The following is a 16,488-nucleotide window of genomic DNA, read 5'->3' on the forward strand; positions in this document are numbered from 1 at the left end:
CATGCGATCAGCCAAACAACTACTCCTCGGCTCGCTCGGGATCGGCCTAGCCGTCTCCGGCCTGAGCGCGCTCGCGGCACCGCCGGCGCGGGCCGCCGACCCGGTCGACATCCAGATCATCGGGACCAACGACTTCCACGGTCGGATCCTCAACGAGCCGACCTCGGCGGCTGCCGGCGCCGCGATCATGTCGGCGGCGGTCAAGGAGCTGCGCGCGGCGAACCCCAACACGGTTTTCGCCGCCGCCGGTGACCTGATCGGCGCCTCGACCTTCGAGTCCTTCGTCTCGAACGACAAGCCGACCATCGATGCGCTCAACGCGGCCGGCCTCGAGGTGTCCGCCGTGGGCAACCACGAGCTCGACCAGGGCTACGACGACCTCATCGACCGCGTGATGGCCGCCTACGACCCGACGATGAATCCCGAAGGCGGCGCCGAGTGGGAGTATGTCGCGGCCAACCTGAAGATGCGCGCCACCGGTGATGACGCCGTCCCGGCGTCCTGGGTCAAGGAGATGGCCGGCGTCGACGTCGGCTTCGTCGGGGCCGTGACCGAGGCGCTGCCGACACTGGTCTCTCCCGACGGCATCGCCGACATCGAGGTGCAGAGCATTGTCGACTCCGTCAACGCCGAGGCGACCCGCCTGGTCGAGGACGCGAACGTCGACCTCGTCGTGATGCTGGTCCACGAGGGTGCGCCGTCGACCAACTGCGCGACGATGGACGACTCGGGTCCGTGGGCCGAGATCATCAACAACGTCTCCTCCGATGTGGATGCCATCGTGTCCGGGCACACCCACCTGGCCTACGACTGCAGCTTCCCGGTCCAGGACTGGGTCGACGCGGCTCGGCCCGTCACCGACCGGCCGGTGGTCTCGGCAGGTCAGTACGGCCAGAAGCTCAACAGGCTCGTCTTCAGCGTCGACCCGGACACCGGCGACGTCCAGGCGAAGAGCCAGTCGATCATCGACCTCAAGACCTGCAGCAACGACACCGCCTGCACGCCGTACACGCCCGACCCTCTGGTCGTGCCGATCGTGCAGGAGGCTGTCGACGTCGCCACGCCGATCGGCGAGCAGGTACTCGGCCCGATCGCCGCTCCGTTCAACCGGGCCAAGGTGGCCAACGGCTCTGAGAACCGCGGTGGCGAATCGACCCTCGGCAATCTGGTCGCCGAGGTCCAGCGGGCGGAGACGCCCGCGGAGCAGGGCGGCGCACAGATCGCCTTCATGAACCCGGGTGGGCTCCGTGCCGAGATGGAGGGCTCCGTCGCCGGAGACGTCCGCAACCTGACCTACCGCCAGGCGGCCAACGTCCAGCCGTTCGCCAACGGCCTGGTCAACATGGACCTGACCGGCGCCCAGATCGAGAAGATCCTCGAGCAGCAGTGGTCCCGTACGCCGGACGGCACCCAGATCCCCTCCGGGCTGACCCGCTACTTCCTGCGGCTGGGTGTCTCGAAGGGCTTCACCTACACCTACCGTGAGGTGCCGGCACCGGCCGTACCGGTGCAGGGTGGTGGCACCCCGGTCGACACCTGGGTGGGCGATGTCACGGGGATGTGGCTGAACGGCGAACCCATCGTGCCCACCCAGACCTATTCGGTGACCGCCAATGCCTTCCTGGCCGGCGGGGGTGACTCGTTCTGGGAGTTCCGCAACGCTTAGGGCAAGGCGGAATGGGGTGTGTCCGACCTCCAGGCGATGACGCACTACATGGACGTCAACACCGATGCCGGCGGTCCGGCGCTGCCGGTCGACTACTCCCAGCGCGCCGTCGAGGTGCACAACGTCGCCGCGAGCTACCGGGCTGGCGGCCGGGTGGCCTTCGATGTCGAGTCGTGGAGCATGTCCAACGCGACGGACGTCAAGGACACGGAGATCGAGGTCCGGCTGGGTGGGAGCCTGCTCGGGAAGGCGACGCTCGACAACTCCGTCAACGCTGTCGCGATCGACAAGACCGGCACCGCGCGGGTCGATGTCGTCCTGCCGTCGTCGACGCCCGCCGGCACGCAGACGCTGACCCTGGTCGGTGCCCAGACCGGGACCCAGGCCCGGGTCCCGGTGACCGTGAGCAAGGGGGCGGCCGCGCTGAGTGCCAAGGTCAAGCCCGGTAAGAAGGTCAAGGTCGGCAAGACCCGGCCCAAGGTCAAGGTGACGGTCGTCGGCGCCGATGGGAAGCCGGTCACCGGGCAGGTCAAGGTCAAGGTCAAGGGGCAGAAGGCCCGGACCGTCGCGGTCGTGAACGGCAAGGCGAAGGTGAAGCTGAAGGCGTTCACTTCACTGGGGGTCAAGAAGATCAAGGTCGTCTACCTCGGCAGCGCCAGCCAGGAGCCGGCCAAGATCGTCAAGAAGATCCTGGTCGTCCGCCGCTGACCCGACGCGACTGACCGGGTGCTGGGGACACAGGGCCTCGGTCGGTGCTCCGTGACACGATGCGGTCATGGAGTCACCGGCCGAGGCCCTCGTCCACGCCCTGCGCGACGCAGCCGCGAGCGTGGCCACGGCGGAGTCGCTGACCGGGGGGCGGCTCGCGGCCCGGCTGACCGAGGTGCCCGGCTCCTCGGTCGTGTACGCCGGCGGCGTGGTCAGCTACCAGACCCACATCAAGGTCGAGGTGCTCGGCGTCCCGCAGCGCGTGGTCGACGACCATGGCGTGGTGTCGGCGGAGTGTGCCCAGGCGATGGCCGACGGCGCCCGGCGGCTGCTCGGGACGGCGTACGCGCTGAGCACGACGGGGGTGGCCGGTCCCGACCGGCAGGAGGATCAGCCGGTCGGCACCGTGTACGTCGGCCTGGCCGGTCCCGCCGGCACCCGGGCCGTGGCGCTGGACCTCTCCGGCGACCGGTCCGCGATCCAGGACGCGACGGTCGACGCCGCGATCGAGACACTGGCCGCTGAGCTGGCCGCGGCGCGCTCAAGGACCGGGCAGCCCCCGGAAGATTCGGGGCTCGGGTAGCGTTGTGCCCAGGACCGGACCACCCACCCAGCCCAACGACGGAGAGGAGATCGCGATGGTGCTCTTTCGCCGATCGCTCGGTGACATCCTGCGGAGTCGTCGTGCCGAGCTGGGTCTGACCCTCCGTGAGGTCTCCGGGTCGGCCCGGGTGAGCCTGGGCTACATCTCCGAGATCGAGCGTGGCCAGAAGGAGGCGTCCTCGGAGCTGCTGGCGTCGCTGTGCGACGCGCTCGAGATGCCGCTGTCCGACGTGCTCCGGGAGGTCGCCGACGCGGTGGCGCTCGAGGAGGCCGCGGCCCTGCTGGCCGCCGCGCCCACCCCGATCACGCCCCGCCGGGCCGGCGAGGTCGTCGCCTCCGCCGCCTGACGGGCTCGGCCCGCGCTCAGCGGCCCGCCATCGCCTCCAGCCGGGCGATCCGGTCGGCCATCGGCGGGTGGGTGGAGAACATCTTCTGCACGTCCGCCGCGCGGAACGGGTTGGCGATCATCATGTGGCTGGCGTTCTGCAGCTGCGGGGTCGGCGCCAGGGGAGCGCGGGCGGTGCCGGTCTCCAGCTTGCGCAGCGCCGAGGCGAGGGCGAGCGGGTCGCCGGTGAGCCGGGCACCGTCCTCGTCGGCGTCGTACTCCCGGGTACGGCTGATCGCCATCTGGATGACCGCGGCCGCGAACGGCGCGAGCAGGGCGGTGCCGATCATGACCAGCGGGTTCGGGCGCTCTTCGTTGCTGCCGCCGCCGAAGATCGACGAGAACGCCAGGAACTGGGCGACCGAGCTGATCACGCCGGCGACGGCGGCGGCCACCGAGCCGGTGAGGATGTCGCGGTTGTAGACGTGCATCAGCTCGTGGCCGAGCACACCGCGCAGCTCGCGCTCGTCGAGGAGGCCGAGGATGCCCTCGGTGCAGCACACCGCGGCATGCTGCGGGTTGCGCCCGGTCGCGAAGGCGTTGGGCGCCTGGGTCGGGGAGACGTAGAGCGCCGGCATCGGCTGGCCAGCGCGCTCGGAGAGCTCCCGCACGATCCGGTACATCGCCGGCTGCTGCGATTCCGAGACCGGGTAGGCGCGCATCGCCTTGATCGCGAGCTTGTCGGAGTTCCAATAGCCGTACGCCGTGGTCCCGACGCCGATCAGCGCGAAGATCCAGATGAACGCGGAGCTGCCGGTCGCGGCCGCGATCAGGCCGCCGACCGCGAGCAGCAGCGCGAAGATGGCGCCGAACAGGCCGGCGGTCTTGAGGCCGTTGAAATGGCGGTGCATGCCAGGTCAACGAATGGCGGTGGGTGCCGCGTTCCGCACGTCCGGCGAGACCCGGGTCACGTGGCGGGTGTGGATTCATCACGGGATGTAGGCGAATCCGAGGTTCTGTAGGGGAACTCCGCTACAGAAGCGGGCATTCGCCTACATCCCCTGATGAATCCCACGGCAGCGGCACCCACCGAACGCCCGGACCGCGGCCGGTCGGTCAGCGGGGCTGACAGCGTGGGCACCAGTACGTCGTGCGCTCCCGGCCGGGCTGGCCCACCGACCCGGCCTCGATGATCGTGCGGCAGCGCAGGCACGGCTGCCGCTGGCGCCGGTAGACCCAGACCGGGTTGCGCCGGTCGCCTGTCGTGAGGGGGCGTCCTGTGCGCATCGCCGCCTGCAGCATCTGGCGCGCACGGTTGAGGAAGCGAGCGGGATCGGTGAGGCCGGCGACCGGTCCGATCGGGCACACGCCGTGGACGAAGCAGCTCTCCGCGAGCCAGATCGTGCCGATGCCCGCGACCACCGTCTGGTCGAGGAGAGCCTCGCCCAGCACGCGGTCCGGGCGGGTGGTCAGGCGAGCGACCGCCTCGGCGCGGTCGGCGTCGGTCCACGCCCCGAGCAGGTCGGGACCGAGGTGCCCGACGACGGACGCCTCCGCGGCTGTGGGGAGCAGCTCGACCAGCCCGAGCCGGAAGCCGATCGCCTCGGCCCGCTCGCTGCGGAGCACCACGCGCGCGTCCGCAGCCGGGCCGGGCCAGCGCTCGCCGGGCGCGATCACCCGCCAGCTTCCTTCCATCTTGAGGTGCGTGTGCAGGGTGAGCGGGGCGCCGTCCGGCATGGTCATCCGGGTGAGCAGGTGCTTGCCGTGGGTCGCGGTCAGCTCGACGACGGCGCCGGTCAGGTCGGTGGTCGCGAGCCGGGGGACCCGCAGGTCGGAGCCGGTGAGCAGCTGACCCGCCAGCGCCCGGTCCAGCCGGTCGGCAGTACGGCGGACCGCGTCTCCTTCAGGCACGGCCCACCTCAGGCCCGGATCCGCAGGCCGCGGGGAGTGGCCACGAAACCGGCCGCCGCGAGCGCGTCGCGCAGCGGGCCGCCGCTTCCGAGCAGGGCGGTGCCGTCGGCCTTCTCGACGGTCAGCTGCCCCAGTGTGCCGCGGCGCACTGCCGTGGACAGCGCCTCCGCGGCCGGGCCGAGCCGCTCGGGCTCCTCGGTCCAGGTGAGCAGCGTGCGCCCGCCGCGCTCGACGTAGAGGGTCAGGGCGCCGTCGACGAGGACGACCAGCGCCCCTGCCTTGCGACCGGGGCGGTGCCCGCCGTCCTGCTCCCGGTCGGCCGCGGGCCAGGGCAGGGCGGCGCCGTAGGGGTTGGCCGGATCGGTCGCGGCGAGGGCGACGGCGACCGGCTTGGCGTCGGGAGCCTCGCCGCCGGCCGGGGCACCGAAGGAGCGCAGCCTGTCGACGGCGCCGGCGGTGCCGAACTGGGCGGCGCCGAGGCCCTCGACGAAGTAGCCCCGGCGGCAGCGTCCGGCGTCCTCGAACGCGCTCAGCACCTTGTAGACCGCCGCGAACCCGCCGGGCACGCGTTCGTTGACCACCGCGCCGCGGGTCACGAGGCCGTGCCGCTCGAGCAGCTGCTCCGCGGCGGCGTGGGCGCGTCGGGTCGGGTCGGTGTCGATGGCCGGTAGGAGCGCCCAGCGACCCGCCGTCTCGGGCGGACCGGTGCGGGCGACGCGGCCGGGGCGTGCCGGCGCGCGGCGGGTGCGGTGCGCCGCACGCCCCGAGCGGGTGAGCGCCCGCAGCGGGGTCAGCGTGTCGTTGGTGAGGTGCCCAGCCCACACGAGTGCCCACAGCGCGGCGCTGACCGCCTCGTCGAGGGGAGTGTCCTCTCCGGCGTCGCGGCAGGCGCGCGCGACCTGGTCGGCGACCTGGCGGAAGAACCAGGCGCCGCCGGGCGCGAGCACGTCGAGCACCCGCTGATGGAGGGGATCCTCGACCGGGCCGGGCTCCGGCAGCGTGAGGTGGGCCCGATCGACGAGATGGAGCGAGACCCAGCCGTCGCTGCCCGGCAGCGCGCCGTGCCCGGACCAGACGACCTCGCCGGTCGCGGTCAGCTCGTCGAGCAGGGCCGGTTCGTAGTCACGGACCCGGGCCGGCAGCACCAGCGACTCCAGGGCGCTCGCCGGCATCGGTGCGCCGGCGAGCTGCTCGACGGTGTGCAGCAGCCCGTCGACCCCGCGCGGGCCCTTCGCCCCTCTCGTCGAACTCGGTGTGATCTGGTGCCACGCGGTCGAGAACCGGGCCAGCGTCGTCGGCTCCACCGGCTCGATCTCGTGGCGCAGTCGGGCCAGTGAGCGGCGCCGCAGCCGGCGCAGCACCTCGACGTCGCACCATTCCTCGCCGTCCAACGACACGGCGACCGGCCGGAACTCGCCGGACAGCACCCGACCCTGCGCCTCCAGCCGCTGCAGGGTGTGCCGGACGACGGCGACGCCGAGGCCGAGCCGGGTCGCGACCTGGTCGACGGTGAACGGGCCGTGGGTGCGGGCGTAGCGGCCCACCAGGTCGGCGAGCGGGTCGTCGACCGGCTCGGTGAACGCGGCGGGAGTGCCGGGCGGGGCGGGGACGCCGAGACCGTCGCGCAGTCGGGCGACGTCCTCGACGACGGCCCACGCGTGGCCGTATGCCATCCGGACCTCGACCACCCGGCGGGCGGCGACGAGGTCGGCCAGCCACTCGGCGACCGGCGCGTCCTCGCGGGCGCGCCGGGCCACCTCGTCCGCGGTGAGCGGCCCGAGCAGGCGGAGCAGGTCGACCAGGCCCTCGGCGTCGCGCGCTCGGCGCTCGGGGGTGGTGCGCTGCAGCTCGGCCTCGACCTCGGCCAGCACGTCGGGATCGAGCAGCTCGCGCAGCTCGGCCCGCCCGAGGAGCTCCGCGAGCAGCCCCTGATCGAGGGTGAGCGCGGCGGCGCGGCGCTCGGCGAGAGGGGAGTCGCCCTCGTAGACGAACTGGGCGACATAGCCGAACATCAGCGTCCGCGCGTACGGCGACGGCTGGGTCGTCTCGACCTCGGTGACCGTGACCGCGCGCTGGTCGACGCGGCGCAGGAGCGTGGTCAGGCCCGGCAGGTCGTAGACGTCGTTGAGCACCTCGCGGACCGTCTCGAGGACGATCGGGAACGCGGGATAGCGAGCGGCGACCTCGAGCAGCGAGGCCGCGCGCTGCCGCTGCTGCCACAGCGGGGATCGGCGCCCGGGGTCGCGGCGGGGCAGCAGGAGGGCGCGCGCCGCGCACTCGCGGAACCGCGCCGCGAAGAGCGCCGACCCGCCGACCTCGCGGGTGACGATCTCCTCGATCTCGTCGGGCTCGAACGCGATCAGGTCGGCACCGGGCGGCTCGGCGTCGGTGTCGGGGATCCGGATCACGATGCCGTCGTCGGAGGCCAGCGCCTGGCCGTCGATGCCGTAGCGCTCGCGCAGCCGGGCGTTGATCGCGAGCGCCCACGGGGAGTGCACGGCGGTGCCGTAGGGCGAGTGCACCGCGAGGCGCCAGTCGCCCAGCTCGTCGCGGAACCTCTCGACCAGGACCGTCGTGTCGCTGGGCAGCACGCGCGTCGCCTCGACCTGCTCGCGGAGGTAGGCGACCAGGTTGGCGGCGGCGTTGTCGTCGAGTCCCACCTCGCGGGCGCGCGCCTCGGCCTCGGCGGCGGGCACCGCGGCCAGCTCGCGGGTGAACGCGCCGATCGCCTCGCCGAGCTCGGTCGGACGCCCGGCGGTGTCGCCCTTCCAGAACGGCAGCCGTCCGGGCACACCCGGCGCCGGGGTCACGATCACCCGGTCGTGGGTGATGTCCTCGATCCGCCAGCTGGTGGCACCGAGGGCGAACACGTCGCCGACCCGGCTCTCGTAGACCATCTCCTCGTCGAGCTCGCCGACGCGCCGGTTGGTGCCCTCGCCGGCGAGGAAGACGCCGTAGAGGCCCCGGTCGGGGATGGTGCCGCCGCTGGTCACGGCGAGCCGCTGGGCGCCGGGCCGGCCGCTGATCACGCCGGTGACGCGGTCCCAGGTGATGCGCGGGCGGAGCTCGGCGAACTCGTCGGAGGGATAGCGGCCGGCCAGCAGATCGAGCACGGCGTCGTAGGCCGAGCGGGGGAGCTGGGCGTAGGGAGCGCTGCGGCGCACCAGCGCGAACAGCTCGTCGACGTCCCATTCGTCGGCCGCGGTCGCGGCGACGACCTGTTGGGCGAGCACGTCGAGAGGGTTGGCGGGGACGCGCAGCGCCTCGATGCCGCCGGTGCGCATCCGGGCGACGGCGACCGCGGCGGGCGCGAGGTCGCCGCGGTGCTGGGGGAAGAACACGCCCGCCGAGGTCTCCCCGACCTGGTGGCCGGCCCGTCCGACGCGCTGCAGCGCACTCGCCACGCTGGGTGGCGAGGCGATCTGCAGCACCAGGTCGACCGCGCCCATGTCGATGCCGAGCTCCAGGCTGCTGGTGGCGACGACCGCCGGGAGCCGCCCGGACTTGAGGTCGTCCTCGACCAGGGCGCGCTGCTCCTTGGACACCGAGCCGTGGTGGGTGCGGGCCAGCACGGGGGCCGCCCCCGCAGCGGCGCCGGACTGCGCCATGATCTGGGCGGGGGGCGTGAGGCCCTCTGTGGTCACCTCGGTGGCGATCTCGTTGAGCCGCGCGGTCAGCCGCTCCGCCGTGCGCCGTCCGTTGGTGAACACGATCGTCGAGCGGTGCTCGCCGATCAGCTCGGCGACCCGCTGCTCGACATGGGGCCAGATGCTGGCCCGGGCCGGGGGTGCGGTCGGGTCGTCGTCCTCGACCACCTGGCCGAGCTCGGTCATGTCCTCGACCGGGACCTCGACGCGCAGGTCCCACTCCTTGTGGGTGGGCGGGGCGACGATCTCGACCGGTGCGGTGCCGCCGAGGAAGCGGGCGACCTCCTCGGTGGGCCGCACCGTCGCGGACAGTCCGATGCGCTGTGCCGGCCCGGGCAGGAGGGCGTCGAGGCGCTCGAGGCTGAGCGCGAGATGGGCGCCGCGCTTGGTGCCCGCGACCGCATGCACCTCGTCGACGATCACGGTCTCGATGCCGCGCAGGGTCTCGCGGGCCTGGCTGGTGAGGATGAGGAAGAGCGACTCGGGAGTGGTGATGAGGACATCGGGCGGCCGGGTGGCGAGGCGCCGGCGCTCGCTGTCGGGCGTGTCGCCGGAGCGGATGCCGACGGTGATCTCGGGCAGCGGGCGGCCGGGATCGAGGCGCTCCGCGGTCTGCCGGATGCCGGTCAGCGGAGCACGCAGGTTGCGCTCGACGTCGACGGCGAGCGCCTTGAGCGGGGAGACGTAGAGCACGCGGGTGCGGTGCAGCCGGTCATCGGGTGGCGCAGTGGTGAGCAGCCGGTCGAGGCCGGCGAGGAAGGCACTGAGGGTCTTGCCCGATCCCGTGGGCGCGACGACCAGGGTGTGCCGGTCGCGGGCGATCGCGTCCCACGCACCGGCCTGGGCGGCGGTCGGCTCCGCGAAGGCTGCACGGAACCAAGCGCGCGTCGCCTCGCTGAACCGGCCGAGCGGATCGCCCGGCGGATCCGACTGCCGGACGTCCACCATGGCGCCATCCTCCCGCACGGCACCGACACCACCGCGACAGTCGCGGGGCACAATGGGCGGGTGGCTGTGGAGGAGGGGCATCGACGGCGCGATCTCGCACTGGTGTCGGGCGTGGTCGGGCTCGTCGTGGCGCTCCTGGTCGCGTGGCTGCTGCTGCGCGATGACGAAGCGCCGGAGCCGCCGGCCGCCGTACCCACGCCGGTCGCGATGCCGACCCCGACCCCCGCGCCGGCACCCACTCCGACCGATCCCTGTGCCCGCCAGGCGCTCAGCGGCTTCGCACCGACCTCGATCACCGTCCCCGGGGTCGCGAAGGGGGCCCGGGTCCTGGCGCTGCCCCGCGACGCGGCCGGTGTGCCCGGAGTGCCGCCGGTGTCCGACAAGCTGTCCTTCGCCTGGGACCGCGGGGGCGTCGAGCCCGGTTCCGCGCAGGGCCACGTGCTGCTCAACACCCACACCTGGCCCGACGGCTCCGCGATGGGCAACAGGCTGCTCGCCGGCCTCGCCGTCGGCGGCCGGATCGTGCTGGCGACCGGGAAGGGCGCCGAGCGCCAGGTCGCCTGCTACACGGTGACCGAGCGGAGCGAGGTCCTGGCCCGCGACGGCTTCCCCGGCTGGGACGCGGTCGACGGGCCGGCCGAGGTCGTCATCGTGGTCTGCTCCGGGCAGCGACGAGGACCGGGCGACTGGACGCACCGCACCCTGTGGTTCGCCGGTCGGTCCGGGGCGGCTACCTGACCGGCTCAGGTACGACGGCGGGCCGGCCGTTGACCGCAGCGGGCAGGTGCCGCTCCAGCACGGTCGCGACGATGGCGATCGCGCCGCACCCGGCGACCATGAGCGCGATCAGCGTGGACGCGTGACCGTGCTCGAGCAGGAACCCGGCGACGATCGGGCCGGCGACGGTCCCGGCCTGGACGGCGGCCGAGTTGAGCGCGTTGTAGCGCCCGCGGAGGTGGTCGGCGGCCAGGTCGTTGTTGATGGCGGGCAGCGTCGGCTGCAGCAGGGTCTCGCCGATCCCGAAGACCAGGCCGAACCCGAGCAGGCCGGTCACCGCGAGGGCGCTGCCGGGCGCGAGGGCGCCGGTGCCGACGAGCAGCCAGGCGAACGCCCACAGGGCGGCCATCACCGTCAGCACCCGGGTGCGGCGGCGTCCGCGGATCCGGCCCATCACGGTGAACTGGAGGGCCACGATGACGAAGGTGTTGAGGGCGAAGGCGAACCCGATGACGCCGGTCGACAGCCCGGCCTCGGTCCGGGCGAAGGCCGGCAGCCCGGCCTCGAACTGGCCGTAGCCGATGAACGTGGCGACGAAGGTCAGCAGGGTCAGCCAGCGCACTGCCGGGCTGCGCAGGATGGCGCGGTAGCCGGCGGCGGGGCCGGAGAGGGCGCCGGACAGGAGGTCGCGGGGCGGATGCAGGACCCGGCCGTGCAGGTGCCGGAGCGGGCCGAGGAAGAGCGCGAGCGGCACCAGGCCGGCGAGCGCGTCCGCGACGTAGATCGCGGTGAACGTCTCCGGCCGGTCGACGTCCGCGAACAGGCCGCCGACGATGCCGCCCACCCCGAGGCCGAGGTTGGTCAGGGCGAAGTTGACGCCGAAGTACTGCTGGCGCGTCTCGCCCTCGACGACGGTGGCGATCAGGGAGTTGAAGGCCGGCCACGAGGCGCCGAAGTTGATGCCGATCAGGACGAGCGCGACCGTCGCGGCCGCGGGGGTGGTCGCGAACGCCAGCAGCAGGGTGCCGGCCACCATGGCGGACTGCCCGGCGAGCAGCACCACGCGGGCGCCGTACCTGTCGACGAGGGCGCCGCTCGGTGCCGTCACCACGAAGGCCGCGGCGGCGATCACCGCCATCAGCAGACCCGAGACGCCGAGACCGAACCCGCGCACCTCGTGCAGGTAGATCAGGGTGAAGGGCAGGACCAGACCGCGGCCCAGGGTGGAGACCGCGACGGTGGACAGCAGCCACCGGCCCTCGGTGGGAAGTGCGGTCCAGAACGACTTCATCGAGATCATGCGTGGACCGTGTGCTTCACGGTTGAAAACTTTACGACCGGCGTCGGACGGCCCGGAAATCGTGCGGCGTCATCCGTCCCCGGTTGTGGCGGATGCCACGACCGGGCCGCCGTTGGCGGCCGCCGGGACATGGCGTTCGAGGATCAGCGCCATCACGGCGATCGCCACGCAGCCCGCGACCATGACCGCGATGTACGCCGGCGCGAGGTCGTGCTGGAGCAGGAAGCCGGCGACGACCGGCCCGGCCACCGCGCCGCCCTGGAAGGCCGCCGCGGTGATCGCGTTGTAGCGGCCGCGGGTGTGGTCGGTGGCGAGGTCGTTGGCCATCGCGGGCACCGTCGGCTGGAGCAGCGTCTCACCGAGCGCGAAGACGGCCATGTAGGCGAGCACGCCCGCGATCGCGACGCCGCCCCCGGGGACGACGCCCGCCAGACCGAGGATCCCCCACGCCACGGCCCAGATCGCCGCCATCGCCACCATGACGCGGGTGCGGAGATGGCGCTTGATCCGGTTCAGCACCGAGAACTGGAGCACCACGATGACCACCGTGTTGACCGCGAAGGCCAGCCCGATCGTGCGGGTGGAGACCTCGGCGGCCTGGCGGGCGAATCCCGGGAAGCCGGCCTCGTGCTGGCCGTAGCCGATGAACGTGCCGACGAAGGTGAGCAGGGTCAGCCACCGCACGGCCGGCTGCTTGAGGATCGTCAGGTATCCGACGGTGGCCGGTGTCGTCCCGTCCTCCGGTGCCGTCGCTCGGCCGTGGACGTGCCGCAGCGGACCGAGGAGCAGCGCGAGCGGCACCAGTCCGCTCACCGCGTCGCCGACGAAGATCGCGGTGAACGTGCTCGGCCGGTCGACGTCGGCGAACAGGCCGCCGACGACGCCGCCGACGCCGATGCCGAGGTTGACGAGGGCGAAGTTGATGCCGAAGTACTGCTGGCGCAGGTCACCGGTGACGACCGCCGCGATCAGCGAGTTGAAGGCCGGCCACGACACCCCGAAGTTGAAGCCGACCAGGACGAGCGCGAGCGCCGCGACCGCCGGGGTGGTCGCGAAGGCGAGGATCAGGTTGCCGGCGATCATCGCGGCGATGCCGACGAGCAGCACCGCGCGGGCGCCGTACCTGTCGACGAGCGCACCGCCGGGGCCGGTGACCAGGAAGCCGACGACGGCGATCAGCGCCATCAGGGTCCCGGACAGACCGAGCTCGAAGCCGCGGACCTCGTGCAGGTAGATCAGCGTGAACGGCAGGGTCAGGCCGCGGCCCAGGGTCTGGATCGCGACGGTCGACAGCAGCCACCGGCCCTCCGTGGGCAGGGCGGCCCAGAACGACCTCACCGTCCGGCGGACTTGGGCGGCAGCCCGGCGACGTACGCCGCGCCGCGGTGCACCCACGCGCCCAGCGCCTCGTCCGTGGCCAGGTCCGCGAGGTCGACGCGCAGCCAGCCGCTCATCGTCCGCCCCCGCATCTCCATCGGGTACGCCGGGGTCGTGGCCGCCAACTGCTCGCCCGCGGCCGGGTCGACCCGGACCATCAGGCCGCCCTGGCCGCTCGCGGCGACGGCCATGTGGCCGCCGACCATGAAGCCCAGGCCGCCGAACATCCTCTTCTCGGTCAGCTCCAGGCCTGCCGCGGCGGGCTCCTCCGCAAGGAGGTCGCGGAGCCGCCCGGCCAGCTCGTCGTCGTACGCCATGACAGGAGGCTAGAACCCGCCACGGACAGCGCTCCAGCCGATTACGACCGCTGCCAGGACGGGTCGCGCCCGATGAAGCCGATCAGCCGGTCCTGCCAGGGCGCGTCGTCGGCGACCGGCACCCGCGCGCCGTACTGCCCGCTCTGCCGCAGCATCTCGTCGAGCGGCTCCATGCCCGTGACCATCCGCTGGCAGCGAGCCGGGTCGAGGGTGTCGTCCTGCCCGGTGGCGCGGGCGAGGTCCCAGGTGTGCATGAAGACGTCGCCGGTGTAGAACTCGGCGATGGCGCGGGGGAGTGGCATCGCGGGGAGCCGTGGGTGGGCGAAGGTCACCTCGGTGCTCGCCGGGTCGTCGAGGACGGCCTGGACGGCCGCGGCGTGGTGCTCCCAGGCTGCGACCGGGTCGTCGTCCACTGATGGTCCGGGCGGCAGGCGCAGGCCGGAGCCGTCGGCGAGGAACGCCGGGAACCACTCCACGAGGTGGCGTACGACGTCGCGGGCCTCCCATTCCGCGACAGGTGTGGGCGCGTCCCAGCCGTCGGCGGGGACCCCGCGGACCCGCTCGCCGAAGGCGCCCGCGATGCTGCGGTGCTCCTCGGCCGGGTCGTCGGGGATCACCCCTGCGCTCCCGCCAGCGAGGCGAGCAGGCGGTCGAGGGCGGCGTACCCCTCGTTGATGCCGACCTCCATGCCGCTGGCGAGCATGCCGGCGCGCGACTCGAAGTCGTAGACCACCGACAGCCCCTCGAGGCGGGTGCGGCCGCCGGGCAACTCGACGAAGACCATCGTCTCGAGACTGACCGCGTCGGGCATCTCCTCGAACCCGAAGGTCTGCACGATCTTCTCGTTCTCGGTGACCCGGTGGACGGCGCCGTAGAAATGGGCGATCTCGACGCCGTCGCGGACCGCGGTGTAGCGGTATTCGCCGCCGGTGCGGATGTCCCACACGTCGATCTCCATCCCGATCGAGTCGGGGCCCATCCACTGCCTCACCAGCTCGGGCTCGACGTGGGCGCGGTAGACGAGCTCGCGCGGCGCGTCGAACTCCCGGACGATCCGTACGGTGGGGACGTCCGGGTCGGCCTCGATGAGGGCCTCGGGCGCGGTGCTGCCGGTGCTCGTGTTCATCCTGCTGCTCCTTCGGGTCGGTGCTGCTGCTCGGTGTCGTTCGGTCGGTCGGTGGTGCCGGTGTCCTTGCCCTGCATCCGGGCGAGGACCTGGTCCAGTCGTCGGTAGCGCTCCTCGGCCTGGCGCCGATAGCGCTCGATCCACTTCGTCATCAGGTCGAACACCTCCGCGTCCAGATGGACCGGCCGCCGCTGTGCGTCGCGGCTGCGGTGGACCAGGCCGGCCTCCTCGAGCACCTTGAGGTGTTTGGAGACGGCCTGGAGCGAGACGTCGTACGGCGCCGCCAGCTCGCTCACCGTCGCGTCGCCCGCCGCCAGTCGGGCCACCATGTCGCGCCGGGTCGGGTCGGCCAGGGCGCCGAACACCCGCGACAGCCGGTCGTCTTGCTCAACCATGTGGTTGATTAAATGCCGGGAGCGGTGCCTTTGTCAACCATCTGGTTGAGTTCCGTGCGTAGCGTCATACGTCCTGTGGGCTTGAGCCCACCGAACGTATGACGTTGCGCGCCGCGCCTGCTCAGCCGCGCGCCATCGGCGGCTGTACGACGGTCGCGGGGCCGCGCCGGTAGAGCAGCGCCGGCCGCCCGCCGGCCTCGGTCGCCTCGCCGCGGACGTCGGTCGGCACCACGAACCCGTCGGTGCCGAGCACCTTGCGGCGGAAGTTGCCGAGGTCGGGGGGCGTGCCCCAGACGGCGGCGTACACCCGGCGCAGCTCGGGGAGGGTGAACGGCTCGGCGACGAACTCGGTGGCCAAGGTGGTGTACTCCAGCTTGGCCCGCACCCGCTCCCGGGCGTCGAGGAGGATCCGGCGGTGGTCGAAGGCGAGGGCCGGCCCGTCCGCGTCCGGCCCCTCCAGCAGGTCGTCGACCACCCACCACCGGGCGTCCGCGGCGTCGGTGCCGGCCTGCGGCTCGGGCAGGTCGGGGGCGAGGGCGACATGGGCGATGGACACGACCCGCTGGCGGGGGTCGCGGTCGGGTGCGGAGTAGGTCCGGAGCTGTTCGAGATGGCCCGGGAAGCGCTCCATGCCGGTCTCCTCGCGCAGCTCGCGCCAGGCAGCCTGCTCGGCGTCCTCGTCGGGCTCGACGAAGCCGCCCGGCAGTGCCCACGAGCCGGCGAACGGCTCCTCGCCGCGCTCGACGAGCAGGACGGCGAGCGCGCCGTCGCGGATGGTGAACACGGCCAGGTCGACGGCGACCGCGAACGGCGGGTGCCCGGAGGCGCTCACCGGTGCACCTCCACGCCGGCCGCCGCCAGCTCCTCGAGCGCCCGCACCGACGAGTCCGGGGCGACGCCGGCGTGCAGTCCGTCCAGGAGGCGCACCCGGAAGCCCGCCCGCACCGCGTCGAGCGCGGTCGCGCGCACGCAGTAGTCGGTGGCGATGCCGGCGACGTCGAGGTCGGTGACGCCGGCGTCGCGCAACAGGTCCGCCAACCGCTCGCCCGCGGGGGTGACCCCCTCGAAGGCGGAGTACGCCGGCTCGCCCATGCCCTTGACCACGTGGTGCGTGACCGCGGACGTCACGAGCTCCGGAGCGTACGCCGACCCGGTCTCGCCCTGCACGCAGTGCACCGGCCAGGTGGTCACGAAGTCCGGCTCCTCCCCGGGGGCGTGGAAGTGGCCGCCGTTCGTCTCGCCCGTCTCGTGACCGCCGCGGTGCCAGTCCCGGGACGCGGCGATCACGGCGTAGTCGCCGGCGTGGGCGGCGAGGTGCGCGCTGATCCGGCCGGCCACCTCCCGGCCGCCGGTGACGCCGAGCGAACCGCCCTCGACGAAGTCGTTCTGGACGTCGACGACGATCAGTCCGCGCAGTGCCGTCGTGGGGGTGTCGGTCATCGTGCTCT

The 16,488-nt window shown here is 73.0% G+C and carries 16 protein-coding genes; 5 read left to right on the forward strand and 11 right to left on the reverse strand.

Annotation, left to right across the window (positions count from 1 at the left end):
- The first annotated feature begins 1 nt into the window (after position 1).
- The 4 genes from QJ852_12520 to QJ852_12535 all read left to right on the forward strand — a co-directional run bounded on the left by QJ852_12520 (position 2) and on the right by QJ852_12535 (position 3,324).
- Positions 2–1,666 (forward strand): bifunctional UDP-sugar hydrolase/5'-nucleotidase, encoded by a 1,665-nt coding sequence (locus QJ852_12520; protein WGX99244.1) that lies wholly within the window; start codon positions 2–4, stop codon positions 1,664–1,666.
- An 18-nt stretch (positions 1,667–1,684) separates the two neighbouring features.
- The gene (locus QJ852_12525) at positions 1,685–2,374 is read left to right on the forward strand and encodes a hypothetical protein (GenBank protein ID WGX99245.1); all 690 of its coding nucleotides are present in this window, start codon (positions 1,685–1,687) and stop codon (positions 2,372–2,374) included.
- A 67-nt stretch (positions 2,375–2,441) separates the two neighbouring features.
- On the forward strand, positions 2,442–2,957 hold the full coding sequence (locus tag QJ852_12530) for a CinA family protein (GenBank protein WGX99246.1): 516 nt from the start codon (positions 2,442–2,444) through the stop codon (positions 2,955–2,957).
- A 55-nt stretch (positions 2,958–3,012) separates the two neighbouring features.
- Entirely contained in the window at positions 3,013–3,324 is a 312-nt protein-coding gene (locus QJ852_12535; protein ID WGX99247.1) for a helix-turn-helix transcriptional regulator, read from the forward strand.
- Between the two features lie 16 nt (positions 3,325–3,340).
- Here QJ852_12535 and htpX read toward each other — a convergent pair whose 3' ends face one another.
- From htpX to QJ852_12550, 3 genes are all read right to left on the reverse strand, one after another.
- On the reverse strand, positions 3,341–4,213 hold the full coding sequence (gene htpX, locus QJ852_12540; GenBank protein WGX99248.1) for a zinc metalloprotease HtpX: 873 nt from the start codon (positions 4,211–4,213) through the stop codon (positions 3,341–3,343).
- A gap of 205 nt (positions 4,214–4,418) precedes the next feature.
- Positions 4,419–5,213 (reverse strand): DNA-formamidopyrimidine glycosylase family protein, encoded by a 795-nt coding sequence (locus tag QJ852_12545; GenBank protein ID WGX99249.1) that lies wholly within the window; start codon positions 5,211–5,213, stop codon positions 4,419–4,421.
- A gap of 8 nt (positions 5,214–5,221) precedes the next feature.
- Positions 5,222–9,808, reverse strand: a complete 4,587-nt coding sequence (locus tag QJ852_12550) for an ATP-dependent helicase (protein WGX99250.1) — start codon at positions 9,806–9,808, stop codon at positions 5,222–5,224.
- A 60-nt stretch (positions 9,809–9,868) separates the two neighbouring features.
- Here QJ852_12550 and QJ852_12555 point away from each other — a divergent pair, with 60 nt between their 5' ends.
- Positions 9,869–10,546 carry a class F sortase gene (locus tag QJ852_12555; GenBank protein WGX99251.1) on the forward strand — a complete coding sequence of 226 codons (678 nt, stop codon included), beginning with the start codon at positions 9,869–9,871 and terminating at the stop codon, positions 10,544–10,546.
- On the opposite strand, the gene QJ852_12560 is transcribed toward QJ852_12555, so the two are convergent.
- The 8 genes from QJ852_12560 to QJ852_12595 all read right to left on the reverse strand — a co-directional run bounded on the left by QJ852_12560 (position 10,539) and on the right by QJ852_12595 (position 16,480).
- Positions 10,539–11,825, reverse strand: a complete 1,287-nt coding sequence (locus tag QJ852_12560; GenBank protein WGX99252.1) for an MFS transporter — start codon at positions 11,823–11,825, stop codon at positions 10,539–10,541. The two genes, QJ852_12555 and QJ852_12560, sit on opposite strands and share 8 nt — an antisense overlap.
- A gap of 69 nt (positions 11,826–11,894) precedes the next feature.
- Positions 11,895–13,163 carry an MFS transporter gene (locus QJ852_12565; GenBank protein WGX99253.1) on the reverse strand — a complete coding sequence of 423 codons (1,269 nt, stop codon included), beginning with the start codon at positions 13,161–13,163 and terminating at the stop codon, positions 11,895–11,897.
- On the reverse strand, positions 13,160–13,519 hold the full coding sequence (locus QJ852_12570) for a TfoX/Sxy family protein (GenBank protein ID WGX99254.1): 360 nt from the start codon (positions 13,517–13,519) through the stop codon (positions 13,160–13,162). The genes QJ852_12565 and QJ852_12570 overlap by 4 nt, the downstream gene beginning before the upstream one ends.
- 41 nt (positions 13,520–13,560) lie before the next feature.
- Positions 13,561–14,136, reverse strand: a complete 576-nt coding sequence (locus QJ852_12575) for a TIGR03086 family metal-binding protein (GenBank protein ID WGX99255.1) — start codon at positions 14,134–14,136, stop codon at positions 13,561–13,563.
- On the reverse strand, positions 14,133–14,645 hold the full coding sequence (locus QJ852_12580; GenBank protein WGX99256.1) for an SRPBCC family protein: 513 nt from the start codon (positions 14,643–14,645) through the stop codon (positions 14,133–14,135). The genes QJ852_12575 and QJ852_12580 overlap by 4 nt, the downstream gene beginning before the upstream one ends.
- On the reverse strand, positions 14,642–15,040 hold the full coding sequence (locus QJ852_12585) for a metalloregulator ArsR/SmtB family transcription factor (protein WGX99257.1): 399 nt from the start codon (positions 15,038–15,040) through the stop codon (positions 14,642–14,644). The genes QJ852_12580 and QJ852_12585 overlap by 4 nt, the downstream gene beginning before the upstream one ends.
- Before the next feature lie 121 nt (positions 15,041–15,161).
- Positions 15,162–15,872 (reverse strand): NUDIX domain-containing protein, encoded by a 711-nt coding sequence (locus QJ852_12590; protein ID WGX99258.1) that lies wholly within the window; start codon positions 15,870–15,872, stop codon positions 15,162–15,164.
- The gene (locus tag QJ852_12595) at positions 15,869–16,480 is read right to left on the reverse strand and encodes an isochorismatase family protein (protein ID WGX99455.1); all 612 of its coding nucleotides are present in this window, start codon (positions 16,478–16,480) and stop codon (positions 15,869–15,871) included. The genes QJ852_12590 and QJ852_12595 overlap by 4 nt, the downstream gene beginning before the upstream one ends.
- Positions 16,481–16,488 lie beyond the last annotated feature (8 nt).

The organism is Nocardioides sp. L-11A (assembly GCA_029961745.1).
Classification (GTDB): Bacteria; Actinomycetota; Actinomycetes; order Propionibacteriales; family Nocardioidaceae; genus Nocardioides.

Excerpts from the sequence above, each read along its gene's own strand:
- QJ852_12520 (WGX99244.1), top strand. The coding sequence starts at position 2 with ATGCGATCAGCCAAACAACTACTCCTCGGCTCGCTCGGGATCGGCCTA.
- QJ852_12530 (WGX99246.1), top strand. The coding sequence starts at position 2,442 with ATGGAGTCACCGGCCGAGGCCCTCGTCCACGCCCTGCGCGACGCAGCC.
- QJ852_12535 (WGX99247.1), top strand. The coding sequence starts at position 3,013 with ATGGTGCTCTTTCGCCGATCGCTCGGTGACATCCTGCGGAGTCGTCGT.
- htpX (WGX99248.1), bottom strand. The coding sequence starts at position 4,213 with ATGCACCGCCATTTCAACGGCCTCAAGACCGCCGGCCTGTTCGGCGCC.
- QJ852_12550 (WGX99250.1), bottom strand. The coding sequence starts at position 9,808 with ATGGTGGACGTCCGGCAGTCGGATCCGCCGGGCGATCCGCTCGGCCGG.
- QJ852_12560 (WGX99252.1), bottom strand. The coding sequence starts at position 11,825 with ATGATCTCGATGAAGTCGTTCTGGACCGCACTTCCCACCGAGGGCCGG.
- QJ852_12570 (WGX99254.1), bottom strand. The coding sequence starts at position 13,519 with ATGGCGTACGACGACGAGCTGGCCGGGCGGCTCCGCGACCTCCTTGCG.
- QJ852_12580 (WGX99256.1), bottom strand. The coding sequence starts at position 14,645 with ATGAACACGAGCACCGGCAGCACCGCGCCCGAGGCCCTCATCGAGGCC.
- QJ852_12585 (WGX99257.1), bottom strand. The coding sequence starts at position 15,040 with ATGGTTGAGCAAGACGACCGGCTGTCGCGGGTGTTCGGCGCCCTGGCC.
- QJ852_12595 (WGX99455.1), bottom strand. The coding sequence starts at position 16,480 with ATGACCGACACCCCCACGACGGCACTGCGCGGACTGATCGTCGTCGAC.